The sequence below is a fragment of the Bradyrhizobium ganzhouense genome, from assembly GCF_049949285.1.
GTDB lineage: Bacteria > Pseudomonadota > Alphaproteobacteria > Rhizobiales > Xanthobacteraceae > Bradyrhizobium > Bradyrhizobium ganzhouense.
This window is the reverse complement of the sequence record NZ_CP181318.1, coordinates 3,074,468-3,101,262: the sequence shown is the minus strand read 5'-3', so window position 1 is coordinate 3,101,262 and position 26,795 is coordinate 3,074,468. Positions and strand designations below refer to the sequence as shown.

Sequence of the window (26,795 nt, the reverse complement as noted above, 5' to 3'; positions counted from 1 at the left end):
TCTCCCTGCCCCACCATCATACTCATTGCAGGAGGGGTGTCCGCAAGTCGAGGGTCAGCGGAAATTCATTTGTGCGTTCCTCGGGCGGCGTCTGCATCGGCCCGGGCGTATGGCCGTGGTCCTGGAAGCGCGCCAGCCGCCGCGCCTCGGCCTCGTAGGTGTTGACCGGCTTGGTGTCGTAGCTGCGCCCGCCGGGATGGGCGACGTGATAGACGCAACCGCCGATCGAGCGGCCGTTCCAGGTGTCGATCAGGTCGAAGGTCAAGGGCGCATGAACGGGAATCGTCGGGTGCAGGCCGGACGCCGGCTGCCAGGCCTTGAAGCGGACGCCGGCCACGGCTTCTCCCGAGCGGCCGGTCGAGGTCATCGGCAGGCGGCGGCCGTTGCAGGTCACGACGTGGCGGCCCTCGACGAAGCCCTCGGCCTTGACCTGGAGCCGTTCGACCGACGAGTCGACATAGCGCACGGTGCCGCCAGCCGAGCCCTCCTCGCCCAGCACATGCCAGGGCTCCAGCGCCTGGCGCAATTCCAGCGTCACGCCGCCATGGTGGACGCGGCCAAAGGCGGGGAAGCGGAATTCGAGCTGGGCCAGGTACCATTCCGGCTCGAACGGATAGCCTGAGCTCTTGAGCTCGGAGAGCACGTCCTGAAAGTCTTCCCAGATGAAATGCGGCAGCATGAAGCGGTCATGCAGCGCCGTGCCCCAGCGCACGAACTTGCCCTGTTGCGGCTCGCGCCAGAACTTTGCGATCAGCGCGCGGATCAGCAGCTGCTGCGCCAGCGACATGCGCGGATCCGGCGGCATTTCGAGCGCACGGAATTCGACCAGGCCGAGCCGGCCGGTCGGGCCATCGGGCGAATAGAGTTTGTCGATGCAGATCTCGGCGCGATGGGTATTGCCGGTGATGTCGACGAGCAGATGCCGGAACAGGCGATCCACCAGCCACAGCGGCGTCTGGTAACCCGGCGGCGGCACGTGCGAGAGCGCGATCTCGAGCTCGTAGATGCTGTCGTGGCGCGCCTCGTCGATGCGCGGCGCCTGGCTGGTCGGGCCGATGAAGAGACCCGAGAAGAAATAGGACAGCGACGGATGCCGCTGCCAGTACAGAACGAGGCTCTTCAAGAGATCAGGGCGGCGCAGGAACGGCGAATCCTGCGGGCTCGAGCCGCCAACGACGACGTGATTGCCGCCGCCGGTGCCGGTGTGGCGGCCGTCGACAAGGAAGCGGTTGGCGCCGAGGCGTATCTTGCCGGCATCCTCATAGAGCCCGACGGTGATGTCGACCGCCTCACGCCAATTCTTTGCGGGCTGAACGTTGACCTCGATCACGCCGGGGTCAGGCGTCACCTTGATGACCTCGATGCGCGGATCGAACGGCGGCGCATAGCCCTCGACATGGACCTGGAGCTGCATCTCCTCGGCGGTGGCTTCGACCGCCGCGACCAGCTCGAGATAGTCCTCGATACGCTCCACCGGCGGCATGAACGCACAGATCACGCCGTCGCGGACTTCGATCGACAGCGCCGTGCGGACCGGAATAGACGTGTTGAGCTTCTCGGGCGCGACCCGCGACGGCGGCGATTTCGGGCGCTCCGGGAGCGTGAACACCGGCAGCTTGCCGCGCGCCTCCATCGGGTCCTGCTCGACGATGTAGGGATATTCACCGGGCGGGACGTAGCCGAGCGAGCCGATCGGCAAGCGCAGGCCGAGCGGTGAATCGCCCGGCATCAGGAATAGATGATTGCGTCGGAGCTGCCAGCGCTCGCTGCGCCAGCGCGGCGGCGCGTTCCAGCGCTGCACCGGCAGCACGAAGCCGCGCGGCTTGCGAAGGCCCTGATCGAACACCCGCGCCATGCGCGCGCGTTCCTCCGGATTGGACAATTTGGAGTCGGACGGATCGACGTTGAGAGGAAGCTCGGCCTCCTTCAGCAGCCAGTAGGCAGTGTCCTCATAGGCCGGAATGATGTAGCCGGGATCGAGCCCGAGCCGCGCCGCCGTGCCATCCATGAAGTCTTCGGCATCCTCGGTCACGGCGCGCCTGGGATTCTCGATCCTGGCGATGAGATCGCCATTCTTCCAGATCGGCACGCCGTCCTTGCGCCAGTACAGGCCAAAGGCCCAGCGCGGCAGGCTCTCGCCCGGATACCATTTGCCCTGGCCGTAGTGCAGTAGGCCACCCGGCGCGAAGCGCGTGCGCAAGCGGCGGATCAGATCGTCGCCGAGCGCGCGCTTGGTCGGGCCCACCGCTTCGGTATTCCACTCCGCCGCTTCGAGATCATCCACCGACACAAAGGTCGGCTCGCCGCCCATGGTGAGCCGCACGTCTTGGGCGGCGAGATCGCCGTCCACCTGCTCGCCGAGATCGTTGAGCCGCCCCCAGGATTCGTCGGAGAACGGCTTTGTGATGCGCGGCGCTTCGCGGATGCGCCGGATGCTCATGTCGAAGTCGAATTCGACCTCGGCAAAGCCGGCGCCGCCGGAGATCGGCGCGGCGGAGCGATAATGCGGCGTGGCGGCGACGGGGATGTGCCCCTCGCCCGCAAGCATGCCCGAGGTCGCGTCAAAACCGATCCAGCCGGCGCCCGGCAGATAGACCTCGGCCCAGGCGTGCAGATCGGTAAAGTCGTTCTCGACTTCCGGCGGGCCTTCGATCGGATCGATGTCGGGACGGATCTGGATCAGGTAGCCGGAGACGAAGCGCGCGGCGAGGCCGAGATGGCGAAAGGTCTGGATCAGGAGCCAGGCGGAGTCGCGGCACGATCCGGCGCAGGAGGTGAGTGTCTCCTCCGGCGTCTGCACGCCGGGCTCCATGCGGATGACGTAGTTGATTTTCTGTTGCAGATTCCTGTTGAGGTCGACCAGGAAGTTGACCGTGTTCGGCGCTTCGCGCGGGATCGAGGCGAGATATTTGGCGAAGGCGGGATCGGGCTTGATGGTCTCGAGATACGGCGCCAGCTCGGTCTTGAGATCCCTGGGGTATTCGAACGGAAAGCTGTCCGCATAGGGTTCGACGAAGAAGTCGAACGGATTGACCACAGTCATCTGCGTCGTGAAGTCGACCTCAAATTTCAGCTCGGTGGTCTTCTCCGGAAAGACGTAGCGCGCGAGCCAGTTGCCCTGCGGGTCCTGCTGCCAGTTCACGAAGTGATTGGCCGGGGTGACCTTGAGCGAATAGCTCAGGATCGGCGTGCGCGTGTGCGGCGCCGGCCGCAGGCGGATGGTCTGCGGTCCCAGATCGATCGGGCGGTCGTATTTGTAGTGGGTGACGTGGTGTAATGCGACGTAGATCGACACGGGGTGCGGTGCTCCAGCAGCTTTTTTGAGCAGAACACCTGATGTCAGTGCGATCAAGCACTAACAACGGGCAGACTGTGCCTATGCAAGGTGCGGGCCGACTGCTTTCGCGTCGCTGTCTGATACGCCGAAGGTCTTACGCGGCCGAGGTCAGCCGCTGCAGGAACTGCGTCACCTCGCGCCGGAGCGTCTCGACCTCGCCATGGACGCGTTCGGAGGCGCTGTTGACGCGGCTTGCCACGCGCCCGGTGTCGGCGGCGGCTTGGCTGATGCCGGTGACGTTGGAGGAGACATGCGAGGTGCCGGCGGAGGCTTCCTGAACGTTGCGGGCGATCTCGCGGGTCGCGAGGCCCTGCTGCTCGACCGAGGTTGCGATCGAGGCGGTGATGCCGTTGATCTCGGCGATGGTCTGCGCGATCGCCTCGACGGCCGCAACCGAATTGGTGGTCGTTTGCTGCATCTCGCCGACCTTGGCGCTGATCTCCTCGGTCGCCTTCGCGGTCTGGTTGGCGAGGCTCTTGACCTCGGACGCCACGACCGCGAAGCCGCGGCCGGCCTCGCCCGCGCGGGCCGCCTCGATGGTGGCGTTGAGCGCCAGAAGGTTCGTCTGTGAGGCGATCTCGCTGATCAGCTTGACGACGTCGCCGATCCGCAGCGCCGCGTCCGCGAGCGTGCGGATCTCGTTGCCGGCACGATTGGCTTCGTTCACGGCGCGCTCCGTGCTCGCGGTCGAGCCGGTGACCTGACGGCCGATCTCTGTGATCGAGGATGCGAGCTGCTCGGCGGCGCTGGCGACGGTCGCGACATTGCGCGAGGCCTGGTCGGACGCGCTGAGCACGCCGGAGGTCTGCTTGCTGGTCTTCTCGGCCGCCGCCGCCATCTGGCCGGCGTCGGATTCAAGGTCGGTCGCCGCCCCCATGAGCGTGCCGGCGACCTCGTCGAGATGCGTGCCGAACTGCGTTGCGAGGCCCGCGATCTCGACCACGCGGCGGCCGAGGCCGTCGGTGCCGGAATTGATGACGGTGGCCGACCGGCGGAACGAGCCGGGCAGACCGCGCGCGAGGATCTTGCGGAAATGCTTGCCGCGGCTGGCATAGTCCATCGACGCCGAAGCCTCGCGCAGAAAGGCGTCGGTGATGTCGAGCATGTCGTTGACCGACTTCTGGATCGACCCGATCCGCCCGGCCTGCCGGATGCTCAGGATGCGCGTTTCGAGATCGCCACGCGCGGCCTTGCGGCACACATCGGCCACCTCATCGATCGCGACGACCGTGCGATTCTGGCACCAGACGGCGTAGCCGAGCAGCACGACCGTCGCGCCCGCCAACACCGCGCCGGAGATTCCCGTGACACCGATAAGCGAGACGACGAACGCAACGACGGCAAGAACACATGCGAGCGCGGTCGCTCCCTGCGCCTTAGAGAGAGAGCACAAATTCATCGTAACCGACACCCTGTTGCTTGAGCAGTCCGACCATCGCATCGAAGCTCGCACGCATGCCGTCCTTGGCATTGGCGTGGCGCGCCTCTTCCGCGCACAGCGACTTGTAGATCGGCTTGATGCGCTCGATCTGCACGGCATCGGCCTTGCGACGGTTGGAGTGATAGCCGACGACATTGCCACGTTCGTCGAAGGTCGGCGTGACGTGGGCAAGCACCCAGTAATGGCTGCCGTCCCCCGCCAGATTGACGACGTAGGCGAAGATTTCCTGCTTGGACTGTAGTGTGTCCCACAGCAGCTTGAAGACGCAGCGCGGCATGTCGGGATGGCGGATCATGCTGTGCGGCGCGCCCATCAGTTCCGCGTAGGAATATTTCGCCACCCGGACGAAGACGTCGTTGGCGTAGGTAATGCGGCCCTTCAGATCCGTCTTTGATACGATCAACTCCTCCTCGCCGAGGAGATTTTCTACGCCAGTTGGCCGTATCGCACGCGTCATCGTCGACGAATCCTCACGAAGGGCCGCGCCTCGAAGGAGCGGCCCGCATCGTTGTTGGATTACGGCATGAATCATTAATCATGCGTGACCATGGGAACCGGTGCGGCGACGTGGCGGCTCCGTAGGATTACCTACGTGCTCTGCCCATCCTGCATATTTCCGCGGCGAGGAGCGCCGCGCGCCGTCACATCGTCGCCCCTAACACCCAGGGCGCGAACTCGGCACCGCCGAAATCGAAGCTTTCGCTTTTGGTCGGCTGGCCGGATGCGGTCTTCAGGATGAGATCGAAGATGCGCTGGCCGCACTCCTGGACGCTCTCCTCGCCTTCGAGGATGGTGCCGCAATTGACGTCCATGTCCTCTTCCATGCGCTTGTACATGGGCGTGTTGGTGGCGAGCTTGATCGAGGGCGCGGGCTTGCAGCCGAACACGCTGCCGCGGCCGGTGGTGAAGCAGACGAGGTTGGCGCCGCCCGCGACCTGCCCCGTTGCCGCGACCGGATCGTAACCGGGCGTGTCCATGAAAACGAAGCCGCGCTTGGTCACCGGCTCGGCGTAGCGCAGCACGTCGACCAGATTGGTGGTGCCGGCCTTGGCCATCGCACCGAGCGACTTTTCCAGAATGGTGGTGAGACCGCCAGCCTTGTTGCCGGGGCTGGGGTTGGCGTTCATCTCGGCGCCTTCGCGCTCGGTGTATTCGTCCCACCAGCGCATGAGATCGACCAGCTTCTCGCCGACCTCGCGGCTGACCGCGCGGCGCGTCAGCAGATGCTCGGCACCGTAGGTCTCGGGCGTCTCCGAAAGGATCACGGTGCCGCCGTGACGCACGATGAGATCGCTCGCCGCGCCCAGCGCCGGATTGGCCGATACGCCGGAATAGCCGTCCGAGCCGCCGCATTGCAGCGCCACGGTGAGTTCGCTCACCGGCACGGACTCGCGCTTGACCTTGTTGGAGTCAGCGAGCGCCTCGCGCACGAAGGCGATGCCGGCCTCGACCGTCTTGCGGGTGCCGCCGACCTCCTGGATGTCCATCGCGCGCAGACGGCCGGCGAGCTTCTGCTCTTCCATCAGCCCACCGATCTGGTTCACCTCGCAACCCAGCCCGAGCACGATGACGTGGGAGAAATTGACGTGACGCGCATAGCCGCCGAGCGTGCGGCGAAGCAATGCGAGCGGCTCGTTCTGCGTCATGCCGCAGCCGGTCTTGTGGGTCAGCGCGACCACGCCGTCGACATTGGGGAATTCGGCCAGCGGATTGTCGCCGGTGAAGGGATTCTTCTTGAAGACATCGGCGACAAGGCCCGCGACATGCGCGCTGCAATTCACCGAGGTGAGGATGCCGATATAGTTGCGCGTGGCGACGCGGCCGTCCGGGCGGCGGATGCCTTCGAAGGTCGCCGGCAGATCGAAATTCGGCGTCGGCTTGACGTCGGCGCAATAGGCGTAGTCCTTGGCGAAGTCGCCCATGCCGATGTTCTGCACGTGCACATGCTGGCCCGGCGCGATCGGCGCGGTGGCAAAGCCGATGATCTGGCCGTAGCGGATGACGGGCTCGCCCACCGCGATCGGCTTGATCGCCACCTTGTGGCCGGAGGGAATGCGCTCGACCGTGGTGACGCCGTCAGCCACCAATGTCCCCGGCGGCAGGCTCGCGCGCGCAATCAGCACACCATCAGCGGGATGCAGGCGGATGACGGGGCTGATGGTCATGGGAGTCTCCTGTAGCGAATAGTGAGTAGCGAGTGGCGAATGGAAAAAGGGGAGCAGCCCTATTCGCCACTCCCCATTCGCCATTCGCGAGGTCTTAAGCCTTGCCGGCCGAATCCTTGCGGGTCGCGTTGACCTGCATTTTGGCATAGGTCGTCATCATGCCGACCTCGTTCGAGAGCGTCACCAGCTTGAAGCCCATGTTGATGGCACGCGCCGCACCTTCGGCGCCGCTGCAATGGATGCCGGCGTTGAGGTTGCGCTTGGCGCACTCCTTGATGATCTTGTCGTAGATCGCGAGGATCTCGGGCTCGGTGCGGTCGAGCTTCGGCTCGAGGCCGTAGGAGAAGCCGAGGTCGGACGGGCCGATATAGACGCCGTCGATGCCCTCGACGTCGAGGATCGCTTCCATGTTCTCGACCGCGGTCTTCGTCTCCATCATCGGCAGCAGGATGGTGTCGGCGTTCGCGGTCTTCTGATAGGAGCCCGCGGTGCCGTACATGCCGGCGCGGATCGGGCCGTTGGAGCGGACGCCCTGCGGCGGATATTTCGAATAGGACACGAGGTTCCTGGCTTCCTGCGCCGTGTTGACCATCGGGCAGATCACGCCATAGGCGCCGCCGTCGAGCACCTTGCCGATAATGCCGGGCTCGTTCCAGGGCACGCGGACCATCGGGGTGACCGGGTGCTTGTCCATGGCCTGGAAGCACTGCACCATCGAGAGATAATCCTGCACGCCGTGCTGCATGTCGACGGTGACGCTGTCGAAGCCGCATTGCGCGATCATCTCAGCGGAGAAGCCGGAGGGAATCGCGAGCCACGCGTTGACCACGGCCTTGCCCGACTTCCAGATTTCCTTGACCTTGTTCGCCACGTTGCCTTCCTTCTTCGTTGTTTGGACGCGTGTTTTTTGGACCGCGTTGTTTGGACCGCCGTCACCACGCCGAGCGCCGCGACAGCACACCCTCGCTGTTACCGCGAACCGGGTCGCCGCGCTACGCTCGCAATGACGCAAGACCTATGCGCGCGCCCACTGGGTGCGGGCCTTGCGGGCAGCGACACTATCGCCGCCCGGGTGCCGTCCGGCAAGGGGATGCCATCCCGGATCGTGCCCCTGGACGGAACCCGCCGTCTAGGCGCTCGCCTTGGCATGGCCGCCGAGATAGGCGGCGCGGATCGCTTCGTTGCCCCAGAGCTCGTCGGGCTTGCCGCCAAGCACGATGCGGCCGGTTTCGAGCACATAGCCGTAATCGGCGACCGACAGGCCCATTCGCGCATTCTGCTCGACCAGCAGCACTGTGGTATTGCGGCGGATCTCGGAAATGATCTTGAACACGGCCTGCACGATGACGGGCGCCAGCCCAAGCGACGGCTCGTCCAGCAGCAACAGCCGCGGCTTGGCCATCAGCCCGCGCGCGACTGCGACCATCTGCAACTGGCCGCCGGACAGCGTCCAGCCGAGCGCGTCGCTGAACTTCCTGATGTCCGGGAACAGGTCGAACATCGCATCCGCCTCGCGCGAAATCTCGGAGGTCGCAGCCCTGCGGTTGGATGCGCCGAGCATGATGTTCTCTTTCACCGTGAGACCCGGGAAGACGCGGCGGCCTTCCGGCACGTGGCTGATGCCCATGCGGACGATGGCCTCGGGGCCGAGGCCCGCGATCGACTTGCCGTCGAACAGGATATCGCCGGAGGTCGGCTTGGCGAGGCCGGAGATCGCACGCAGGGTCGTGGACTTGCCGGCGCCGTTGGCGCCGAGCAGCGTCACCACCTGCCCCTGCTCCACGGCGCAAGTGACGCCGCGCAGCGCCTCGATCTCGCCATAGCGCACGACAAGGTTGCGGATTTCGAGCAACGGCATCATTCGCTCCCGAGATAGGCGGAGACGACGTCGGGATGACGCAGCACGGCCATGGATTCGCCGTCCGCGATGCGGCGTCCGAAATTGAGCACGGTGATGTGCTGGGCCGCTTCCGAGACCAGCGTCATGTCGTGATCGATGATCAGGATGGTCAGCCCCTGCGCGGCGATCCGCTTGAGCAGCTCGTGCAGTTCGAGCTTCTCGGTCGAGTTCAGGCCGGCCGCGGGCTCGTCGAGCAGCAGCAGCGTCGGGTTCGAGGCCAGTGCGCGCGCGATCTCGATCAGGCGCTGATGGCCGTAGGAGAAGCTCGATATCAGCTCGTTGGCGCGGCTGCCGAGGCCGACGAAGGTCAGCGCTTCCATCGCCCGCTCGGTGAGCGCGTCATCGCCCTTCCCGACCATGGTGTTGCCGGGCCGCTCCGCGCCGATCTCGACATTCTCCAGCGCCGTCATCGAACGGAACAGGCGGATGTTCTGGAAGGTGCGGCCGAGACCCGACGCCGTACGCTGATGCGGCGGCATGTGGGTGATGTCGGTGCCATCCAGCACGATCTTGCCCGCGGTCGCCACATAGAGACCCGAGAGCACGTTGAGCGTCGTGGTCTTGCCGGAGCCATTCGGCCCGATCAGCGCATGCACGCCGCCGCGCCTCACCGCAATGTCGACGCCATCGACGGCCTTGAGGCCACCGAAGTGCTTCGACAGACCGGTGACTTCCAGCACCGTGTCGCCGCCGACCGTCGCCGGCTTCAATTGCAAGGCCGCCGATGCCGGCGTCGCCTTGATCTTGGCGCGCCAGCGCGTGAAGGCATCCGCGACGAAGCCCCAGATGCCGTCGGGCATGAAGCGGATGATCAGGATCACGAACAGGCCGTAGATGGCGAGGTACAAGCCCGGCACGCTCTTGAGGAAACGCAGCCATTCCGGGATCAGGATCAACAGACCCGTACCGATCGCCGAGCCGATCGGCGAGGCCACGCCGCCGAGCAGCGACATGGTCAGGAACACGATCGATTCCGCGAAGGAGAACTGATCGGGGCTGACATAGGCGAAGCCGCCGGCGAACAGGCCACCCGCGAGACCGCCAAGCAGCGCGCACAGCGCGAAGGCGTAGATCTTGGTGCGGAAGACGTCGATGCCGTTAACGCCGGCCGCTAGCTCGTTGTCGCGCACCGCGCGCATGGCGCGGCCGAGCTTGGTGTCGGAGAGGTGCCAGACCAGGTAGCCGACGATCGCGAGCATCGCGACGCAGAAGGCGAGATAGCTCTGCGAGCTCTGGAACAGGTCCGGACGCTTGATGTTGGAGACGCCGTCGGGGCCGTGCGTCAGCCAGATCGCGTTGATCATCACCAGCGTCACGATCTGCTGGAACGAGATCGTCACCATCGCGAGGTAATGCCCGCCAAGCCGCAGGGTCGACATGCCCAGGAGCGCGCCTGCCAGCAACGAGATCACGCAGCCGCCGACAAGGCACAGCCAGAAGCTGACCTGCAGATCCGTCGTGCCGATGCCGACCGCATAGGCGCCGAGACCGAAGAACGCCGCCTGCGCCAGATTGATCTGGCCGCACAGGCCGAGCACGACCGAGAGGCCGAACACCGCGATCGCGAATGTCGTCGCCTGGAGCAGGATGTTGTGAACGTATCCGTCGAAGTTCATGTTGGCCGCGAGCACGACCAAAATGGCCGCGCCGATGAAATACGGCAGGTGCCGGACCAGCAGCGGCTTCGAGTGGATGGCGGGCGCCGGAATCGGCATGTTGTCGCTGGGGGCGCTCATGCCTTCTCCGCCACGCGTTCGCCGAAGATGCCCTGCGGCCGGAAGATCAGGAAGGCGATCAGCACGAGGAAGGCAAAGCCGTCCTTGTACGGCACCGAGATATAGGCCGCGCCAAACGTCTCGATCACGCCGAGCGCGAGACCGCCGATGATGGCGCCGGCGACGTCGCCGAAGCCGCCGATGATGGTCGCCGCGAACGCCTTCAGCGCGATGGTCGAGCCCATCTGGATCGAGACGAACAGCACGGGTGCGACCAGAATGCCGGCGAGGCCGCCGAGCACCGCCGAATAGATGAAGGTGATCATGATCATGGTCGACACGGAGATGCCGAGCAGCGAGGCCATCTCCTTGTCCTGCGACGTCGCCTGCAGCTTCTTGCCGAGCAGCGTCTTCTCGAAGAACCAGAAGTTGAAGATCACGAGGCAGATGGTGACGCCGATGATCAGGAGATACTGGCTGTCGAGATAGACCGGGCCGAGCTGGATGCCGGGCGTGTCGAACCAGCCCTGCAGCACCTGCGGCTGCGGGCCGTAGATCGCGAGCACGGAGTTCGCCAGCAGGATCGAGGCGCCGATGGTGGCGATGATCACGGGCAGATAGGTGCGGTGGCGCAGCGGATAATAGACGCCGAGATTGAAGACGACACCGAGCAGCGCCATGCCGAGCAGCGCGACGATGAAGGCCGCCCAATAGGGCAGACCGGCCTCGACCGCGACCACCATCAGATAGGCCGCGACCATGGAGAATTCGCCCTGGGCAAAATTCACCACATTGGTGGCACGGAAGATCAGCACGAAGCCGAGCGCGACAAGCGCGTAGACGGCGCCGATACCGATGCCGGTAAAGAGCAATTGTAGGGCGAGATCCATGACAAGCTTCTGTTGGAGGGGAAGCGAAGATTTCGGTGCCGGCGGGAGCGGGATGGCTGTCGTGTTCACCGCATCTCGTTAAAGGCCGCGCGGGAGGTGGTAGGGCTCTCTCCCCTCTTGCGGGGGAGAGTTGGAGAGAGGGGGAAACCGCAAACACCGCCCGTGCGGCTTACCCCTCTCCCTAACCCTCCCCCGCATCCGCCTTCGCCCGAAGGCGGGCTTCGGCGGACAAGAGGGGGGAGGGAACCCATCCGTTCGTGCGTCCCTGACCCGGTCAGTCGTTGAACTCGATGTGCTTGTCGAAGACGATATTCCCCTTGTCGTTCTTCACGATGTTGTAGCCGTGGAGACCGTCGCCATTCTGGTCGAAATTGTATTCGCCCTCGGCGCCGGCGAACTTCTTGGTTGCCAGGATGGCTTCGCGGATCTTGCCGGGATCGGTCGAGCCGGCCTTGTTGATCGCCGCGGACAGCACGTTGATGGCATCGAACGTCCAGGAACTCTGGTTGTCGGGCGCGACCTTGACCGCGTCACGGTAGATCTTGCCGAACGCCTTCGAGCCCTCGCTGGAATCCTCGGCATAGTCGGCAACGCCATACGTGTTGTAGAGCGCGGGACCGGCGAGCTTCAGCGCGGTGATGTTGACGATCGAGGGCGAGCCGACCCACGGGATGTTCACGCCGAGCTGACGGAGCTGGCGCGCGAAGATGCCGAGATCGTTCTCGAAGGTGAAATAGGAGCCGAGAATGTCGGCGCCCGATTGCTTGATCGCGAGCACGACCGGCGTGAAGTCCTGGCTCTGGTTGGCGTAGCCCTGGTCGAGCACCGAGGGGGCACCGAGCTTTTCCAGCGCGCCCGTCAGCGCCTTGCCGCCGGCGGTGCCGAAGGCGTCGGTCGAGTGCAGTACGGCCCACTTTTTCTTGCCGAGCGTGTTGACGCCGTATTCGGCGATGACGCGGCCGGAATAGCTGTCATTGGGACGGCAACGGAACAGCCACTGATTGCCCATATGGGTGAGGTTCGGATCGGTGCCGCCGATCATCACGGGCTTGCCGAGCTTGATGACGTCGGGCGCCATCGCATGCACCTGGGTCGAACGGATCGAGCCGAGGAAGCCGACGATGTCGGACTGCGCGGCGAGTTTCGAGAACGCAAGCACGATGCCAGGATTGGTGGTCTGGTCGTCCTCGACGATCAGCTCGCCCTGCTTTCCCAGGATACCGCCGGCCTTGTTGACGGCTTCGAGCGCGAGCTTGGCGCCCTTGATGGCGTAACCGCCGGATTCAGCGGCCGGACCGGTGACGGGCGCGCACATGCCGATCTTAATGGTGGCGCCCTGCGCATTCGCGCTCTTGATGAGGTATGGCGCGGCAATACCGGCAGCAATTCCGGCAGCAAAATCGCGTCTCGTCAGTCTCATTCATTCCTCCCTGGGGCCGGGCATCCTTGTCGGCCCTTCTTTGTCTTCGCGTTCTTTTGGCTCTGTTTCTGAATACAGAGCCGGATGCTACTTACGGATTCTCACCGTGTGAGTAAATTGATATTGAGATGTCATCGACTAAGTGCGGAGAGCTCGCGCTCCAGAGGTGATTAACACCTGCGGCGGCGATCTAGTCTCAGCTGCCTTTTCCGGGCTTTTCCCGCATTTCGCGCCGTGCGCGCTGCCCACGCGTTAAGCAATGATGACAGTCATGCGTGACGGGAACGTCATCATGCAAATTTGCCGCTACGCATCGTCCGCGATCTCGTCACGCGCATCCGTGGAAGCAAGGCACAATTCCAACTCTCCGAGCATCTCCTGCAACTCGGCGAGCTTGCGCGCACCGAAGCGCTGCGTGATCTCGGCATAGATCGCTTCCGACGACGGCGCGACGGAGGCCATCAGCTTCACGCCCTCTTTCGAAATCGAGACCATGTTGCGGCGCTGATCCGCCTTCGCCGTCTTGCGCTCGATCAGATTGCGCGCCTCCAGATCGCGCAGGATGCGCGACAGGCTCGGCCCAAGGAGAAACGCGGTGCGCGCGAGTTCCGTGACCTCGGCGGCCTCGATGGACGCGAGCGCGCGCAGGATGCGCCATTGCTGCTCGGTCAGGCCATGCTCGCGCAGCGATGGGCGAAATTGCCGCATCACCGCTTCGCGCGCCCGCAGCAGCGACATCGGCAGCGAGCGCGAGAAATCGCGCATCGGTACCTGGCGCGCGGCAGGTGCGCCTCCGTTGGTGGGATCAGCCGATCTCTTCGCCATATCGTCCTTTCAAAGGCCGCCCTCTCTAGCCGCCAGACGTTTGCAGTGCAGCAAGCCCAGATTCTGTTTGACGCATTCACTTAACATGTTAAGTATTTCCGGGCACCACGATTTTGGTCGATCACTAATGGCGCTTTCCAAAGACGATATCCTTGCTTGCGCGAACCGTCTGCACCAGGCGGAGAAGACCCGCGTCCAGATCCGGCAGCTCTCGCAGGATTTCCCTGACATCACCATCGCCCATGCCTACGCGATTCAGAAGGCGTGGGTCGACATCAAGATCGCCGAGGGGCGCCTCGTCAAAGGCCACAAGATCGGCCTGACGTCGAAGGCGATGCAGAGTGCGCTTGACATCAACGAGCCGGATTCCGGCGTGCTGCTCGACGACATGTTCTTCGCCGACGGCGGCCTGGTCCCGACCGAGCGTTTCATCGCCACGCGCGTCGAGGCTGAGCTCGCCTTCGTCATGAGCAAGCGGCTCTCGGGGCCGGACTGCACGATGTTCGACGTGCTCAATGCCACCGACTTCGTGGTGCCGGCGCTGGAGATTCTGGATACGCGCATCGAGCGCGTCGATCCCAAGACGAAAGCCACGCGCAAAATCTTCGACACCATCGCCGACAATGCCGCGAATGCCGGCATCGTGCTCGGCGGCCGGCCGATCCGCCCGCTCGACGCGGACCTGCGCTGGATCGGCGCGCTCTGCTTCAAGAACGGCCAGCTGGAAGAGACCGGCCTTGCCGCTGGGGTGCTCAATCATCCCGCGACCGCTGTGGCCTGGCTCGCCAACAAGATCGCGCCGCTTGGGCTCGCGCTCGAGCCCGGCCAAATCGTGCTCGCCGGCTCCTTCATCCGTCCGATCGAGACCCGCAAGGGCGACACAATTCAAGCCGATTATGGCGCCTACGGCTCGGTCAGCTGCTACTTCGCTTAAAGCAATAAGACGACACAGGGAGTGAAACCGCCATGCCGCATTTCACGATCGAATATTCGGCCAATCTCGAGCGTCGTCTCGACATCGGCGCCGTCTGCGAGGTCGTGCGCAAGGCGGCGGTTGAAACCGGCATCTTCCCGCTCGGCGGCATCCGCGTTCGCGCCATCCGCTGCGAGCACTATGCGATCGCCGACGCCAAGCACGACTACGGCTTCCTCGACATGCTGCTGCGCATTGGTGAGGGCCGCGACCTCCCCACCCGCCAGAAAGCTGGTGAGCATGTCTTTCAGGCGCTCTCAAAGCACCTCGATCCCGTCTTCGCCGCCAGCAAGTTCGCGTTGTCGTTCGACATGCAGATCAACGACAAGGACACCAGCTGGAAGCGCAACAACATCCACGACGCATTGAAAGTGGAGGCCGCCCATGGATAAGCCCAGCCCGAAAGCCGATGTGTTCCAGGCCAACCGCGACCGTGTCGCGCCGCTGCTGAAGAAGCTCAGCGCCGACGGCATCGGCCACATGATCGACGGCAAGATCGTCCCTTCGATCTCGGGCCAGAGGTTCGAGACGAAGTCGCCGGTCGATGGCGCCTTGCTCGCAAGCGTTGCCCGCGGCAATGCGGAGGACATCGACGCTGCGGCCACTGCTGCAGCGCTCGCTTTCAAGTCCTGGCGCGACATGGGACCTGCGATGCGCAAGAAGCTGCTGCATCGCGTCGCCGACGCGATCGAGGACAATGCCGAAGACATCGCCGTGCTCGAATGCATCGACACCGGCCAAGCCTATCGCTTCATGGCCAAGGCCGCGGTCCGCGCCGCGGAAAACTTCCGGTTCTTTGCCGACAAATGCGCCGAAGCCCGCGACGGCCTCAACACGCCGAGCGACGAGCACTGGAATATCTCGACCCGCGTGCCGATCGGCCCCGTCGGTGTGATCACGCCGTGGAACACGCCGTTCATGCTCTCGACCTGGAAGATCGCCCCTGCGCTGGCGGCCGGCTGTACTGTCGTGCACAAGCCGGCCGAATGGTCGCCGGTGACGGCCGCCATTCTCGCGCGGCTGGTCAAGGAGGCCGGCGTGCCCGACGGCGTGTTCAACACCGTGCACGGCTTTGGCGAAGAGGCCGGCAAGGCCTTGACCGAGCATCCCGCGATCAAGGCGATCGGCTTCGTCGGCGAGAGCGCGACGGGATCGGCCATCATGGTGCAGGGTGCACCGACATTGAAGCGCGTGCATTTCGAGCTCGGCGGCAAGAACCCGGTGATCGTGTTCGACGACGCCGACCTCGATCGCGCGCTCGATGCAGTCGTGTTCATGATCTACTCGCTCAATGGCGAGCGTTGCACGTCCTCCAGCCGCCTGCTGATCCAGCAGAGCATCGCCGACAAGTTCATCGAAAAGCTGACCGCGCGCGTCAAGGCGCTGAAGGTCGGTCATCCCCTCGATCCCGCCACCGAAATCGGGCCGCTGATCCACGAACGCCACCTGGCAAAGGTCTGCTCGTATTTCGACGTCGCACGCCAGGACGGCGCCACGATTGCGGTCGGCGGCAAGGCTTTTGATGGTCCCGGCGGTGGACATTATGTCGAGCCGACGCTGGTGACCGGCGCGAGCGGCAAGATGCGCGTTGCGCAGGAAGAGGTGTTCGGCCCCTTCCTCACCGTGCTGCCCTTCAAGGACGAGGCCGAGGCGATCGAGATCGCCAACGACATCCGCTATGGCCTCACCGGCTATGTCTGGACCAACGATGTCGGCCGCGCCTTGCGTGTTGCGGACGCGCTGGAGGCCGGCATGATCTGGCTGAACTCCGAAAACGTGCGCCATCTGCCGACGCCGTTCGGTGGCATGAAGGCCTCAGGCATCGGCCGCGACGGCGGCGATTACTCGTTCGATTTCTACATGGAAACCAAGCACGTCTCGCTGGCGCGAGGCACGCACAAGATTCAGAAACTGGGAATCTGACGCTCGTCGTTCCGAGGGGAAACGCAATGCCGGTACCGCAACACATTTTCGAGCCGCCGTTCAACATCATCCGCTCCAGCCATGTCGTGCTCGACGTCACCGATCTGAAGCTGAGCCGCGCGTTCTACGAGACCGTTGTCGGCCTGCATGTCGAGGATGCCGACGACAAGGTCGTGTACCTGCGCGCGGCCGAGGAGCATCAGCATCACTCGCTGGTGCTGCGCAAAGCGGCCGTGCCCGCCTGTAACAGGCTCGGCTTCAAGGTCGGCAATGACGGCGATCTCGACAAGGCCGCAAAGTTTCTCTCCGAGAACGGTCTTGGCTACGCCTTCGCCGACCAGCCGTTCCAGGGCCGCACGCTGCAGTTCACAGATCCCTTCGGCTTCCAGATCGAGCTCTATGCGTCCATGGACCGGCGGCCGCATCTGCTGCGTCGTTTCGATCTCTACAAGGGTTGCCATCCGCAGCGTCTCGACCATTTCAACGTGTTCGCCGCCGAGGTGCAGGACACGGTCGAGTTCTATGCTCGGCTGGGCTTCCGTCTCACCGAATATGCGGAGGAAGACGGGCCGAACGGGCGCATCGCCGCCGCCTGGATGCATCGCAAGGGCAACGTCCACGATTTCGCGATCACCAACGGCAAGGGCCCGCGGCTGCATCATTTCGCGTATTGGACGCCGACGGCGATGAACATCATCCATCTCTGCGATGTCATGGCCTCCGCAGGCTTCGTGAACAACATCGAGCGCGGCCCCGGCCGCCACGGCATTTCGAACGCGTTCTTCCTCTATGTGCGCGATCCCGATGGGCACCGCCTCGAACTCTACACCAGCGACTATTTCACCGGCGATCACGACCACGAACCGCTGCGCTGGTCGTTGCGCGATCCGCGCCGCCAGACATTGTGGGGCGCGCCGGCGCCACGCTCGTGGTTCGAGCAGGGCTCGCCATTTACGGGGCAAGCCGTGCGTGAGCCGAAATTCGTGGCCGACGTGCTGGTGGCGGATTAATGCGCGCGAAGAACTTTGAGTTCGTCGTCCCGGCCTAGTGCGCAATTGCGCACGGGGGGCCGGGACCCATAGCCACAGGGCGGAGTTTGGCGAAGACTCGTCGTTCGGTACTCCGACCGAACACAATCGATAAATCACGCGGTATGGGTCCCGGCCTTCGCCGGGACGACAAGGATAGCCACTCAATGAAGCTCCCTCGCCTCGCCACTTATTCCGTCAAGGGTGAAACCCGCTACGGCGCCGTCCTCGAGGGCGGCATCGTCGATCTCTCCGCGCGCTACGCAAAAGACTATCCGACGCTGCGCGAGGTCATCGCAGCGGGAAAGCTCGCGAGCCTCGCCGAAGAGGCCGCGGGCCGCACGCCGGTTCACGCGCTGGGCGAGATCACATGGCTGCCGCCGGTGCCGGCGCCGGAAAAGATCATCTGCATCGGCGTCAACTATCCCGACCGCAATGCCGAGTACAAGGACGGCCAGGACGCGCCGAAATATCCGAGCATGTTCATGCGCTCGCCCCGCTCTTTCGTGGGTCACGACACACCGCTGGTGCGGCCGCGCGCGTCAGCGCAGCTCGACTATGAGGGCGAGATCGTGCTGGTGATCGGCAAGCCCGGCCGGCACATTCCGGAAGGCTCGGCGCTCGATCACATCGCAGCGCTCACGCTCTGCAACGAAGGCTCGGTGCGCGACTGGCTGCGCCACGCAAAGTTCAACGTGACGCAGGGCAAGAATTTTGATTCGAGCGGCAGCCTCGGGCCCTGGCTCGTGCCTTACACCAAGGAAGCGCAGATCGCCGACATCCGTCTGACCACGCATGTCAACGGCGAGCTGCGGCAGGACGACCGTACCAGCCGGCTGATGTTTCCGTTCCGCTATCTCATCAGCTATATCTCGACCTTCGCGACGCTGGTCCCCGGCGACATCATCGTCACGGGCACGCCGACCGGCGCCGGTGCGCGGTTCGATCCACCGCGATACCTGAAGCCCGGCGACGTCATCGAGGTCGCGGCCGAGGGCATCGGATCTTTGCGCAACGGCGTCGTCGACGAAGCCTGACCAACAATCGAAGTGGAATGATGCAATGACCACCCTCACCGGCGGCGAAGCGATTGTAAGCGGCCTTGTCGCCCATGGCGTCGACACCGTGTTCGGCCTGCCCGGCGCGCAGGTCTACGGCCTGTTCGACGCGTTCCACCAGGCCCAGCTCAAGGTGATCGGCGCGCGGCACGAGCAGGCCTGCGGCTACATGGCGTTCGGCTATGCGCGCTCCAGCGGCAAACCCGGCGTGTTCAGCGTCGTGCCCGGCCCCGGCGTGCTCAACGCCAGCGCGGCGCTGCTCACCGCCTACGGCTGCAACGAGCCGGTGCTGTGCGTGACAGGCCAGGTGCCGACGCAGTTTCTGGGCAAGGGCCGCGGCCATCTGCATGAGATGCCGGACCAGCTAGCGACCCTGCGCACCTATGTGAAATGGGCCGACCGCATCGAACATCCCGGCAATGCCCCGACGACCGTGGCGCGCGCCTTCCAGGAGATGACCTCGGGCCGCCGCGGCCCCGCCTCGGTCGAGATGCCCTGGGACATTTTTACCCAGCGCGCCGACACAGCCGCAGCACAGGTGCTGGAGCCCCTGCCCGCACCCCGGCCCGATCCTGACATGATCAAACAGGCGGCTGCGCTGATCAAGGCCAGCAAGGCGCCGATGATCTTCGTCGGCAGCGGTGCGATCGAGGCGCGCGAGGAAATCCTCGAGCTCGCCGAGATGATCGATGCGCCCGTCGTGGCGTTCCGCAGCGGTCGCGGCATCGTCTCCAATGCGCACGAGCTCGGCCTCACCATGGCCGCCGCTTACAAGCTTTGGCCGAGGACGGACCTGATGATCGGCATCGGCTCGCGGCTCGAGCTGCCGACCATGTCACGCTGGCCCTATCGCCCCGACGGGCTGAAGAGCATCCGCATCGACATCGATCCCGTCGAGATGCGCCGCTTCATCTCCGACACCGCCATCGTCGCCGACGCCAAGACCGCGACAGCCGATCTCGCTGCCGCCGTCAGCAAGGCCGGCTACAGCAAGACCGCCGGCCGCCGCGCCGCGATCCGCGAGGCCACGGCGACCGCGCAAGAGGAAATCCAGCGCGTCCAGCCGCAAATGGCGTATCTCAACATTTTGCGCGAGGTGCTGCCGGCAAATGCGATCGTGACTGATGAGCTGTCGCAGTTCGGCTTTGCCTCGTGGTACGGCTTTCCGATCTACCAGCCGCGCACCTTCATCACCTCGGGCTATCAGGGTACGCTCGGCTCGGGCTTCCCGACCGCGTTAGGAGCCAAGGTTGCAAATCCGGACAGGCCGGTCGTCGCGATCACCGGCGACGGCGGCTTCATGTTCGGTGTGCAGGAGCTTGCCACCGCCGTACAGTTCAACATCGGCGTGGTGACGCTGGTGTTCAACAACAATGCTTACGGCAATGTCCGCCGCGACCAGCGCGAGCGCTTTGACGGCCGCGTGGTGGCATCCGACCTCGTCAATCCGGACTTCGTCAAGCTTGCGGAATCCTTCGGTGTTGCAGCAGCGCGCGTCACCGCGCCCGATCAGTTCAAGGCGGCGATGGAGAAGGCGCTTAGCCACGGCGGGCCGTATCTGATCTCGGTCGAGGTGACCAGGGATTCCGAAGTCAGCCCGTGGGCGTTCATTCACCCGCCGAAGCCGTAAACCTCAGCGCGTCCTGCGGAACGTGAGATTGATCCGCTTCCGGCCCAGCAGTGCATGCTCGCCCTCGGCGAGCGGCGCGACGCCGTGAAAGGCGAGCCGGCTCGGTCCGCCCCAGACCACGACGTCGCCATGGACCAGCCGGTAGCGCCGCGGCTTGTCGGCGCGCGCCAGGCCGCCGAACAGGAAGGTCGCGGGCAGGCCGAGCGAGACCGAGACGATCGGTGCCGAATAATCCAGCTCGTCCTTGTCCTGATGCAGCGACAGCCGCGTGCCGGGCTCGTAGCGATTGACGAGGCAGGCATCGGGCGCAAAGTTCTGGAAGCCAGCCTGCTCCGCGGCGCGGCGGGCGAGATCACGGAGCACGGGCGGCATCGTCGGCCATGGCGCGCCGGTTCGCGGGTCGATGGGATCGTAGCGATAGCCGGTGTGATCGGTGATCCAGCCGCGCTCGCCGCAATTGGTCATGGCGACCGACATCAGATGACCGCCGGGCGTGGTCATGCGGCGGAACGGCGACTGCGCCACGACCGCGCGCACGGCTTCGATCAGATCGCGCTCGATCGGCTTGACGAAGCCGCGCAGCAGCACGGCGCCGTCGGCGATCGCCTCGCGCGACGGCTGCGCCTCGGCAACGCTGTCGAACAGATCAGCCGTCAATCGTCCCACTCATTTGGCATCATGGAAGATCACACCCAGCGTGTGGCGTTGGCCGGACCTGATACGGCTGACGCCATGGCGCAGGTTAACGCGGTATGTGCCGCGCGTCCCCTGCACCGGGCGATGATGCACAGCGAAGGCAACCGCGTCGCCCTGCGCCAGCGGCACCACCTCGGCGCGGGACTGCATGCGTGGTCGCTGCTCGGTCAGCACGAACTCGCCGCCGCTGAAATCCCGACCCGGCTCGGATAGGAGGATCGCGACCTGGAGCGGAAACACGTGCTCGCCATAGAGGTCCTGGTGCAGGCAATTGTAGTCGCCGGCTTCATATTGCAGCAGCAACGGCGTCGGCCGTGCCTGCCCCGCCTCATGGCAGCGCTTGAGGAACGCCGCATGCGCGGCGGGATAGCGGATGTCGATCCCCATCGACTCGTTCCAGCGATTGGCGACGCCTTGGAGATGGGCATAAAGCGCCGGCCGCAGCTGCGCGATCAGGTCGGGGAGCGGATAGGCGAAATATTTGTACTCGCCGCGGCCAAAGCCGTGGCGGCCCATGACGACGCGGCTGCGGAAGTTCGCATCGTCGGGATAGAGCTCGGCGACGGCGTTGCATTGGTCGGGGGTGAGCAGGCCCTTCAGGACGGCGCAGCCCTGGGAGTCGAGCTCGGCGGTGATCTGGGGCCAGTCGAGGGCGTCGACGCGGGCGGCGGGGTCGACGGATGGCGTATGGGCTGATTTGCGTGCTGTTGCTGTCATGATCATGACTTTCGCAAGACCGCCGAGCCTTCCGCCACCCGATTCCCGACTCTCTCCCCGTCATTGCGAGGAGCTCGCGACAAAATTGCGTAACAATTTTGCGCTGATACGACGAAGCATCCAGACTGGTTCCCGCGGAGGGATTCTGGATTGCTTCGCTTCGCTCGCAATGACGGTGGGGAAGCGCCTCAGCCCCGCACCGGCAGCGTGGTCACGTCATATCCGTGCTTGATCGTCCGCTTCAGCACGGGATCCTCCAGCTCGAAATCGAAGCGATCGGCAGGCCGGATGCCGCCCTTGGCCGCAAACGTGCCGCCGAACATGGCGCAGCCGTCGGGGAATTTCCCGCCCTCGAAGCCCCGCGTGATGAGGTCGTTGACCGGCAGCATCGCATCCAGCGTGCCCTCCTGGTAGAGCACGCGCTCGCCCTTGATCGTAGCGTAGGAGCGCAGGATCATCTTGTCCCAGTGGCCGATGACGTCATCGAGTTCCCACAGCGTGGACGCTATCGGCTTGTCGCACATCTGCTTGGAGACGGTGACGTTGTAGGCCTCGACCTTGCGGTCGGTATGGTCTGAGCCGCAGCCGACGAAGATGCGGCCCTGCCAGCCGATCAGCACGAACTCGACCTCGCCGCTGGAATCGCCGCCGCAGCATTCGATGCTGTCTTCCATGGTCAGCCGCCGCGCCGAGGCGCGGTAGTAGATCGGCGTTGAGGCCGGCCGGGCGATGCCGACGGCTTCCAGCTCGGCGATGTGCTTGTCGCGCGCGACGGGATCGCGGCCGGTCCAGCCGGCGATGACCATCTGGTCGATCGCCAGCGTCAGCGGCGTGGTGGCGTCCTGGGCGTCGACGGTGAAAGTCAGGTCAAACACGAATAACGGCCTCCATGCCGGCAGCAAGTTCAAAGATGCGACGATCGGATCCACCCGCGCCTGCAAGCATCAGGCCGACCGGGACGTCGCCCTCGCGATGTGCCGGCAGCGAGATGGCGCAGCCGTCGATCATGTTGATCAGGGTGCAATTGCGCAGCGCGCGCAGGTTTTGGGTGGTGAATGCCTTGTCGTCGGCAAGATCAGCGATCTTCGGCGGCGTGTTGGCGGTGGTCGGCAGCACCAGCGCGTCATAAGGCGCGATGCGCGCATTGACGCGGGCGATCAGCGAGCGGCGCTCGTTGAGGAGGTCGATGTAGTCGGCCGCGCTCTGCGCCTCGCCGCGCATGATGCGCACGGAGACTCTGGGATCGTAGACGTCACCCTTGGACGTGATGAGATAGCGATGCCAGGCATAGCTTTCGGACGCGGCAAAGCCGCCTTTGGCATTCATCGGGCCGATGTCGTGGAACTCGGCCATCTCGATGCGCTCGATGATGGCGCCGTGATCGGCGAGCGATTTCAGCGCGCGCTCGAAGGTATCAGTCACCGCCGCGTCGAGATCGTCCAGCGCGATCGTGGTCGGCACCGCGAGCCGCATGCCTTTCACGGGACGCGGCTTCAGAGCGACGATCGGCTCGTTCGCGAGCACGGCGTCGAGAATGGCACAGCAGCTGACCGATCGTGCCAAAGGCCCGATGCTGTCGAGCGAGAACGACAGCGGCACAGAGCCGTCGAGCGGAACGCGGCGCTGCGTCGGCTTGTAGCCGACGATGCCGTTATAGGCCGCCGGAATCCGGCAGGAGCCGCCGGTGTCGGTGCCGAGCGCACCGTGCGCCATGCCGTCGAGCACGGACACCGCGGCGCCAGAAGACGAGCCGCCAGGCACATGCCCCTCGGCCCGGTTCCAGGCGCCCTTCGGCGTGCCGTAATGCGGATTGATGCCGATGCCGGAATAGGCGAACTCGGTCATGTTGGTCCGCCCGATCACGACGAAGCCAGCCTTGCGCAGCCGCGCCACGGTGGCGGCATCCTGCTCGGCCGGCGGGGAGTCGTCGAGGGCGCGGGAGCCGGCGCGCGTCACCTGGCCCTTGATGTCGAACAGATCCTTGATCGAGATCGGGATACCGGCATAGCGCGACGGCGCGGCCTTGGCCTTGCGCAAGCCGTCCATCGCATCCGCGGTTACGAGCGCGGCGTCCTTGTCGACATGGATGAAGGTGCGCTGGCCCTCGCCGGCGGGATCGGCGATTTTGGCGATGCACGCCTCGACCAGTTTTCGGGAGGTGGTGCGGCCGCTTTCGAGGTCGTCAGCGAGCTTCGCCAGTGTCGGAAAATCGGGCATGTCTGTCTCACGGAATATTGCGCGCGCAATCTATAGCGCCGGCTCAGTTCGACACAAGCACTGTGCGCATGATGTCATGCATGCTGCCTGCTGGACCGTTGACGCACTATAGCCGATTGTCGCATCAAGATCGAAACAGGCGGGCATGAAGCCTGTCCATGAGGAGGGCGTTCCGAGATGGCCGAACCGCAGCGCGCGCGACCGAAACCGACGCCGGAAACCCAGCATTTCTGGGACGGCACGAAAGCGGGCGAATTGCGCCTGCAGCGCTGCGACGCCTGCGCGCATGTCTATTTCCCGCCGCGCCCGTTCTGCCCGTCCTGCGCCTCGCGCAAGGTCAGTGTCTTCAGGGCGAGCGGCAAGGGCTTTCTCTATAGTTACGTGATCAACCACCGCCCCGCCGCGCCCGGCTTCACGCCGCCTTACGCGATCGCGGTGGTCGAATTGGCCGAAGGGCCGCGGATGATGAGCAACATAATCGATTGCCCACAGACACCGGAGGCGCTCGAGCTCGACATGAAGCTCGAGGTCGCGTTCGAGGCACTTGACGACAAGATCACCCTCCCCGTGTTCCGTCCGGCGAAGGGGTAAACCATGCGCAAGAACCAGGTTGCCGTCGTCGGCGCGGCCGAGACCACCGAGCTCGGCGTCATCCCCAACGTCTCGCAGCTCCAGCTTCACGCGGATGCGGCGCTCAACGCTATCACCGATGCCGGGCTGAAGCTCTCGGACATTGACGGTTTTGCCACCGCGGTCGAGACGCCGCAGCAGGTCTGCCACTATCTCGGCATCAAACCGACCTGGGTGGACGGCACCTCGGTCGGCGGCTGCTCCTTCATGCTGCACGTCCGCCACGCCGCGGCGGCGATCGAGGCCGGCTTGTGCAAGACCGTGCTGATCACGCATGCCGAGAGCGGCAAGTCGATGATCGGCAAGGCGCCGCGCTCGATCCCCGCCGACAGCCTGCAAGGCCAGTTCGAGGCGCCCTACGGCGTCTACGGCCCGCCGAGCATGTTCCCGATCCCCGTGCTGCGCTTCATGAAGACCTACGGCATCACGCATGAGCAGCTCGCCTCAGTCGCGGTCGTCCAGCGCGAATGGGCGGCGAAGAATCCGCGCGCGATGATGAAGGACCCGATCACGGTCGCCGACGTCCTCAACTCGCGCATGATCGCCTATCCGTTCCGCCTGCTGCAATGCTGCCTCGTCACCGACGGCGGCGGCGCGCTGATCCTGACCTCGGCCGACCGCGCCAAGGACTTTCCGCGCAGGCCCGTCTACATCATGGGCACCGGCGAGAGCGTCGAGACGCCGATGGTCAGCCAGATGGAGACGTTCAACTCCTCGCGCGCGTTCAAGACCGCGGGCCCCCTTGCGTTCAAGGAGGCCGGCATCGCCCACAAGGACGTCGATCATCTCATGATCTACGATGCGTTCGCGCATCTTCCGCTGTTCGGCCTCGGCGATCTCGGCTTCATGCCGCACGAGGAGACCGGCAAGTTCATCGCGGACGGCAACACGCGCCCAGGCGGTAAGCTGCCGCTCAACACCAATGGCGGCGGATTGAGCTACATGCATTCGGGCATGTACGGCATGTACGCGCTCCAGGAGAGCGTGCGCCAGATGCGCGGCATTGCGCCGGCACAGGTCGCCAACGCGAAGATTTCGGTGTGCCACGGCGTTGGTGGCATGTTCGCCGCCAGTGGCACGATCGTGTTTACGAACGAGAGGTAGTGGCGGTCATTCCGGGATGCGCAGAAGGCGCAGGCCCGGAATCCATAGCCACGATCGGGAGTATGGATTCCGGGCTCGCGCCAAGAGGCGCGCCCCGGAATGACGACGGAATTTGGAACGGCTAGCGGAGAACCCACATGACAAAATCACTGCAGGACAAGGTCATCATCGTCACCGGCGCAGGCCGTGGCATCGGGCGTGAGATCGCCCTGCTTTGCGCAGCCGAAGGCGCCAAGGTCGTCGTCAACGATCCCGGCGGGGCCGCCGACGGCGCCGGTTCGAGCGCTACGCCCGCCGAGGAGGTGGTCGAGGAGATCAAGAAGCGCGGCGGCATCGCCGTGCCCAACTTCGAGTCGGTGGCGGAAGCCGTCCCGGCGAGCAAGATCGTGAAGACCGCGACCGATCATTTCGGCCGGCTTGACGGCGTCGTCAACAATGCCGGCATCCTGCGCGACATGATCTTTCACAAGATGAGCGTGGAAGCGTTCGAGGCCGTCATCAAGGTGCATCTGATGGGCTCGTTCTACGTCAGCCACGCCGCCGCACGCATCTTCCGCGAGCAGGAGTCTGGCTCCTTCGTGCACTTCACCTCGACCTCGGGCCTGATCGGTAACTTTGGCCAGGCCAACTACGCTGCCGCCAAGCTCGGCATCATCGGGCTCTCTAAATCTATCGCACTCGACATGGGCCGCTTCAACGTCCGCTCGAACTGCGTCTCGCCGTTCGCCTGGACCCGCATGATCGGCACCATCCCGACTGAGACCGAGGCCGAGAAGGCGCGCGTCGAGAAAATCAAGCAGATGGGTCCGGAGAAGATCGCGCCGATCTGCGCCTATCTACTCTCCGATGCCGCCAAGGATGTCTCCGGCCAGATCTTTGGCGCGCGCATGAACGAGCTGTTCCTGTTCAGCCAGAACCGCCCGCTGCGCTCGGTGCATCGGAGCGAAGGCTGGACGCCGCAGTCGATTGCGGAACATGGCATGCCGGCGCTGAAGGGCTCGTTCTACAAGCTCGACCGCTCCGCCGACATTTTTCCGTGGGATCCGGTGTAAAGGTCGCGGTTTATGACCTCCGCCTCCTCCACGCGTCATGGCCGGGCTTGTCCCGGCCATCCACGCCTAACCCC

The 26,795-nt window shown here is 64.8% G+C and carries 23 protein-coding genes; 9 read left to right on the top strand and 14 right to left on the bottom strand.

The genetic code is table 11. From position 1 onward, the window contains the following. Nucleotides 1–22 precede the first annotated feature (22 nt). The 10 genes from ACLFLU_RS14190 to hpaR form a co-directional block, all read right to left on the bottom strand. Nucleotides 23–3,295 carry a DUF2126 domain-containing protein gene (locus ACLFLU_RS14190; protein WP_426412792.1) on the bottom strand — a complete coding sequence of 1,091 codons (3,273 nt, stop codon included), beginning with the start codon at nucleotides 3,293–3,295 and terminating at the stop codon, nucleotides 23–25. Between the two features lie 136 nt (nucleotides 3,296–3,431). Continuing rightward, on the bottom strand, nucleotides 3,432–4,736 hold the full coding sequence (locus ACLFLU_RS14185) for a methyl-accepting chemotaxis protein (protein ID WP_426412791.1): 1,305 nt from the start codon (nucleotides 4,734–4,736) through the stop codon (nucleotides 3,432–3,434). Beyond that, complete coding sequence (locus ACLFLU_RS14180; protein ID WP_426412790.1) at nucleotides 4,714–5,235, bottom strand: PAS domain-containing protein; 522 nt, start codon at nucleotides 5,233–5,235, stop codon at nucleotides 4,714–4,716. The genes ACLFLU_RS14185 and ACLFLU_RS14180 overlap by 23 nt, the downstream gene beginning before the upstream one ends. Nucleotides 5,236–5,419: 184 nt before the next feature. Further along, nucleotides 5,420–6,943 (bottom strand): UxaA family hydrolase, encoded by a 1,524-nt coding sequence (locus tag ACLFLU_RS14175; protein WP_426412789.1) that lies wholly within the window; start codon nucleotides 6,941–6,943, stop codon nucleotides 5,420–5,422. 94 nt (nucleotides 6,944–7,037) lie between these two features. Further along, a complete protein-coding gene (locus tag ACLFLU_RS14170; protein ID WP_426412788.1) occupies nucleotides 7,038–7,814 on the bottom strand; it encodes an HpcH/HpaI aldolase family protein in 777 nt (258 codons plus the stop codon). 258 nt (nucleotides 7,815–8,072) lie between these two features. Then, nucleotides 8,073–8,801 (bottom strand): ABC transporter ATP-binding protein, encoded by a 729-nt coding sequence (locus tag ACLFLU_RS14165; protein ID WP_426412787.1) that lies wholly within the window; start codon nucleotides 8,799–8,801, stop codon nucleotides 8,073–8,075. Next, a complete protein-coding gene (locus ACLFLU_RS14160; RefSeq protein ID WP_426412786.1) occupies nucleotides 8,801–10,579 on the bottom strand; it encodes an ABC transporter permease subunit in 1,779 nt (592 codons plus the stop codon). Before ACLFLU_RS14160 ends, ACLFLU_RS14165 begins: the two co-directional genes overlap by 1 nt. Further along, nucleotides 10,576–11,448, bottom strand: a complete 873-nt coding sequence (locus tag ACLFLU_RS14155) for a branched-chain amino acid ABC transporter permease (protein WP_234681350.1) — start codon at nucleotides 11,446–11,448, stop codon at nucleotides 10,576–10,578. Before ACLFLU_RS14155 ends, ACLFLU_RS14160 begins: the two co-directional genes overlap by 4 nt. A gap of 274 nt (nucleotides 11,449–11,722) precedes the next feature. Continuing rightward, nucleotides 11,723–12,868 carry an ABC transporter substrate-binding protein gene (locus ACLFLU_RS14150; protein ID WP_426412785.1) on the bottom strand — a complete coding sequence of 382 codons (1,146 nt, stop codon included), beginning with the start codon at nucleotides 12,866–12,868 and terminating at the stop codon, nucleotides 11,723–11,725. Nucleotides 12,869–13,174: 306 nt separating this feature from the next. Beyond that, on the bottom strand, nucleotides 13,175–13,693 hold the full coding sequence (gene hpaR, locus ACLFLU_RS14145; RefSeq protein WP_426412784.1) for a homoprotocatechuate degradation operon regulator HpaR: 519 nt from the start codon (nucleotides 13,691–13,693) through the stop codon (nucleotides 13,175–13,177). Between the two features lie 127 nt (nucleotides 13,694–13,820). On the opposite strand from hpaR, the gene hpaH reads away from it, so the two are divergent. From hpaH to ACLFLU_RS14115, 6 genes are all read left to right on the top strand, one after another. Further along, complete coding sequence (hpaH, locus tag ACLFLU_RS14140) at nucleotides 13,821–14,627, top strand: 2-oxo-hept-4-ene-1,7-dioate hydratase (protein WP_426412783.1); 807 nt, start codon at nucleotides 13,821–13,823, stop codon at nucleotides 14,625–14,627. 32 nt (nucleotides 14,628–14,659) lie between these two features. Then, entirely contained in the window at nucleotides 14,660–15,058 is a 399-nt protein-coding gene (locus tag ACLFLU_RS14135; RefSeq protein WP_426412782.1) for a 5-carboxymethyl-2-hydroxymuconate Delta-isomerase, read from the top strand. After that, nucleotides 15,051–16,589, top strand: a complete 1,539-nt coding sequence (gene hpaE / locus ACLFLU_RS14130) for a 5-carboxymethyl-2-hydroxymuconate semialdehyde dehydrogenase (protein ID WP_426412781.1) — start codon at nucleotides 15,051–15,053, stop codon at nucleotides 16,587–16,589. The genes ACLFLU_RS14135 and hpaE overlap by 8 nt, the downstream gene beginning before the upstream one ends. 26 nt (nucleotides 16,590–16,615) lie before the next feature. Further along, nucleotides 16,616–17,599, top strand: a complete 984-nt coding sequence (gene hpaD, locus ACLFLU_RS14125) for a 3,4-dihydroxyphenylacetate 2,3-dioxygenase (RefSeq protein WP_426412780.1) — start codon at nucleotides 16,616–16,618, stop codon at nucleotides 17,597–17,599. A 185-nt stretch (nucleotides 17,600–17,784) separates the two neighbouring features. Continuing rightward, nucleotides 17,785–18,654: a fumarylacetoacetate hydrolase family protein gene (locus ACLFLU_RS14120; protein WP_426412779.1), complete on the top strand. Its 870-nt coding sequence runs from the start codon at nucleotides 17,785–17,787 to the stop codon at nucleotides 18,652–18,654. A gap of 25 nt (nucleotides 18,655–18,679) precedes the next feature. Beyond that, nucleotides 18,680–20,305 carry a thiamine pyrophosphate-dependent enzyme gene (locus tag ACLFLU_RS14115; RefSeq protein WP_426412778.1) on the top strand — a complete coding sequence of 542 codons (1,626 nt, stop codon included), beginning with the start codon at nucleotides 18,680–18,682 and terminating at the stop codon, nucleotides 20,303–20,305. Nucleotides 20,306–20,308: 3 nt separating this feature from the next. Here ACLFLU_RS14115 and alkB read toward each other — a convergent pair whose 3' ends face one another. The 4 genes from alkB to ACLFLU_RS14095 all read right to left on the bottom strand — a co-directional run bounded on the left by alkB (nucleotide 20,309) and on the right by ACLFLU_RS14095 (nucleotide 23,935). Continuing rightward, nucleotides 20,309–20,962, bottom strand: a complete 654-nt coding sequence (gene alkB / locus ACLFLU_RS14110) for a DNA oxidative demethylase AlkB (RefSeq protein WP_426412777.1) — start codon at nucleotides 20,960–20,962, stop codon at nucleotides 20,309–20,311. A 9-nt stretch (nucleotides 20,963–20,971) separates the two neighbouring features. Continuing rightward, nucleotides 20,972–21,718 carry a 2OG-Fe(II) oxygenase gene (locus ACLFLU_RS14105; RefSeq protein WP_426412776.1) on the bottom strand — a complete coding sequence of 249 codons (747 nt, stop codon included), beginning with the start codon at nucleotides 21,716–21,718 and terminating at the stop codon, nucleotides 20,972–20,974. Between the two features lie 188 nt (nucleotides 21,719–21,906). After that, nucleotides 21,907–22,593, bottom strand: a complete 687-nt coding sequence (locus ACLFLU_RS14100; protein ID WP_426412775.1) for a DUF2848 domain-containing protein — start codon at nucleotides 22,591–22,593, stop codon at nucleotides 21,907–21,909. Next, nucleotides 22,586–23,935, bottom strand: a complete 1,350-nt coding sequence (locus ACLFLU_RS14095; RefSeq protein ID WP_426412774.1) for an amidase — start codon at nucleotides 23,933–23,935, stop codon at nucleotides 22,586–22,588. The genes ACLFLU_RS14100 and ACLFLU_RS14095 overlap by 8 nt, the downstream gene beginning before the upstream one ends. A 177-nt stretch (nucleotides 23,936–24,112) precedes the next feature. Between ACLFLU_RS14095 and ACLFLU_RS14090 the strand changes: the two genes are divergently transcribed. The 3 genes from ACLFLU_RS14090 to ACLFLU_RS14080 all read left to right on the top strand — a co-directional run bounded on the left by ACLFLU_RS14090 (nucleotide 24,113) and on the right by ACLFLU_RS14080 (nucleotide 26,721). Continuing rightward, nucleotides 24,113–24,526 carry a Zn-ribbon domain-containing OB-fold protein gene (locus tag ACLFLU_RS14090; RefSeq protein WP_426412773.1) on the top strand — a complete coding sequence of 138 codons (414 nt, stop codon included), beginning with the start codon at nucleotides 24,113–24,115 and terminating at the stop codon, nucleotides 24,524–24,526. Between the two features lie 3 nt (nucleotides 24,527–24,529). Then, entirely contained in the window at nucleotides 24,530–25,669 is a 1,140-nt protein-coding gene (locus ACLFLU_RS14085) for a thiolase C-terminal domain-containing protein (RefSeq protein ID WP_426412772.1), read from the top strand. Nucleotides 25,670–25,806: 137 nt separating this feature from the next. Continuing rightward, entirely contained in the window at nucleotides 25,807–26,721 is a 915-nt protein-coding gene (locus tag ACLFLU_RS14080) for an SDR family oxidoreductase (RefSeq protein ID WP_212482948.1), read from the top strand. The last annotated feature ends 74 nt before the right edge of the window (nucleotides 26,722–26,795 follow it).

Bases quoted from the DNA above. Each gene is read 5' to 3' on its own strand.
- hpaR (WP_426412784.1), bottom strand. From the start codon at position 13,693: ATGGCGAAGAGATCGGCTGATCCCACCAACGGAGGCGCACCTGCCGCG.
- ACLFLU_RS14180 (WP_426412790.1), bottom strand. From the start codon at position 5,235: ATGACGCGTGCGATACGGCCAACTGGCGTAGAAAATCTCCTCGGCGAG.
- ACLFLU_RS14105 (WP_426412776.1), bottom strand. From the start codon at position 21,718: ATGACAGCAACAGCACGCAAATCAGCCCATACGCCATCCGTCGACCCC.
- hpaH (WP_426412783.1), top strand. From the start codon at position 13,821: ATGGCGCTTTCCAAAGACGATATCCTTGCTTGCGCGAACCGTCTGCAC.
- ACLFLU_RS14095 (WP_426412774.1), bottom strand. From the start codon at position 23,935: ATGCCCGATTTTCCGACACTGGCGAAGCTCGCTGACGACCTCGAAAGC.
- ACLFLU_RS14135 (WP_426412782.1), top strand. From the start codon at position 14,660: ATGCCGCATTTCACGATCGAATATTCGGCCAATCTCGAGCGTCGTCTC.
- ACLFLU_RS14165 (WP_426412787.1), bottom strand. From the start codon at position 8,801: ATGCCGTTGCTCGAAATCCGCAACCTTGTCGTGCGCTATGGCGAGATC.
- ACLFLU_RS14085 (WP_426412772.1), top strand. From the start codon at position 24,530: ATGCGCAAGAACCAGGTTGCCGTCGTCGGCGCGGCCGAGACCACCGAG.
- ACLFLU_RS14115 (WP_426412778.1), top strand. From the start codon at position 18,680: ATGACCACCCTCACCGGCGGCGAAGCGATTGTAAGCGGCCTTGTCGCC.
- ACLFLU_RS14150 (WP_426412785.1), bottom strand. From the start codon at position 12,868: ATGAGACTGACGAGACGCGATTTTGCTGCCGGAATTGCTGCCGGTATT.
- ACLFLU_RS14080 (WP_212482948.1), top strand. From the start codon at position 25,807: ATGACAAAATCACTGCAGGACAAGGTCATCATCGTCACCGGCGCAGGC.
- ACLFLU_RS14185 (WP_426412791.1), bottom strand. From the start codon at position 4,736: ATGAATTTGTGCTCTCTCTCTAAGGCGCAGGGAGCGACCGCGCTCGCA.
- ACLFLU_RS14160 (WP_426412786.1), bottom strand. From the start codon at position 10,579: ATGAGCGCCCCCAGCGACAACATGCCGATTCCGGCGCCCGCCATCCAC.
- ACLFLU_RS14155 (WP_234681350.1), bottom strand. From the start codon at position 11,448: ATGGATCTCGCCCTACAATTGCTCTTTACCGGCATCGGTATCGGCGCC.
- ACLFLU_RS14090 (WP_426412773.1), top strand. From the start codon at position 24,113: ATGGCCGAACCGCAGCGCGCGCGACCGAAACCGACGCCGGAAACCCAG.
- hpaE (WP_426412781.1), top strand. From the start codon at position 15,051: ATGGATAAGCCCAGCCCGAAAGCCGATGTGTTCCAGGCCAACCGCGAC.
- ACLFLU_RS14120 (WP_426412779.1), top strand. From the start codon at position 17,785: ATGAAGCTCCCTCGCCTCGCCACTTATTCCGTCAAGGGTGAAACCCGC.
- ACLFLU_RS14175 (WP_426412789.1), bottom strand. From the start codon at position 6,943: ATGACCATCAGCCCCGTCATCCGCCTGCATCCCGCTGATGGTGTGCTG.
- hpaD (WP_426412780.1), top strand. From the start codon at position 16,616: ATGCCGGTACCGCAACACATTTTCGAGCCGCCGTTCAACATCATCCGC.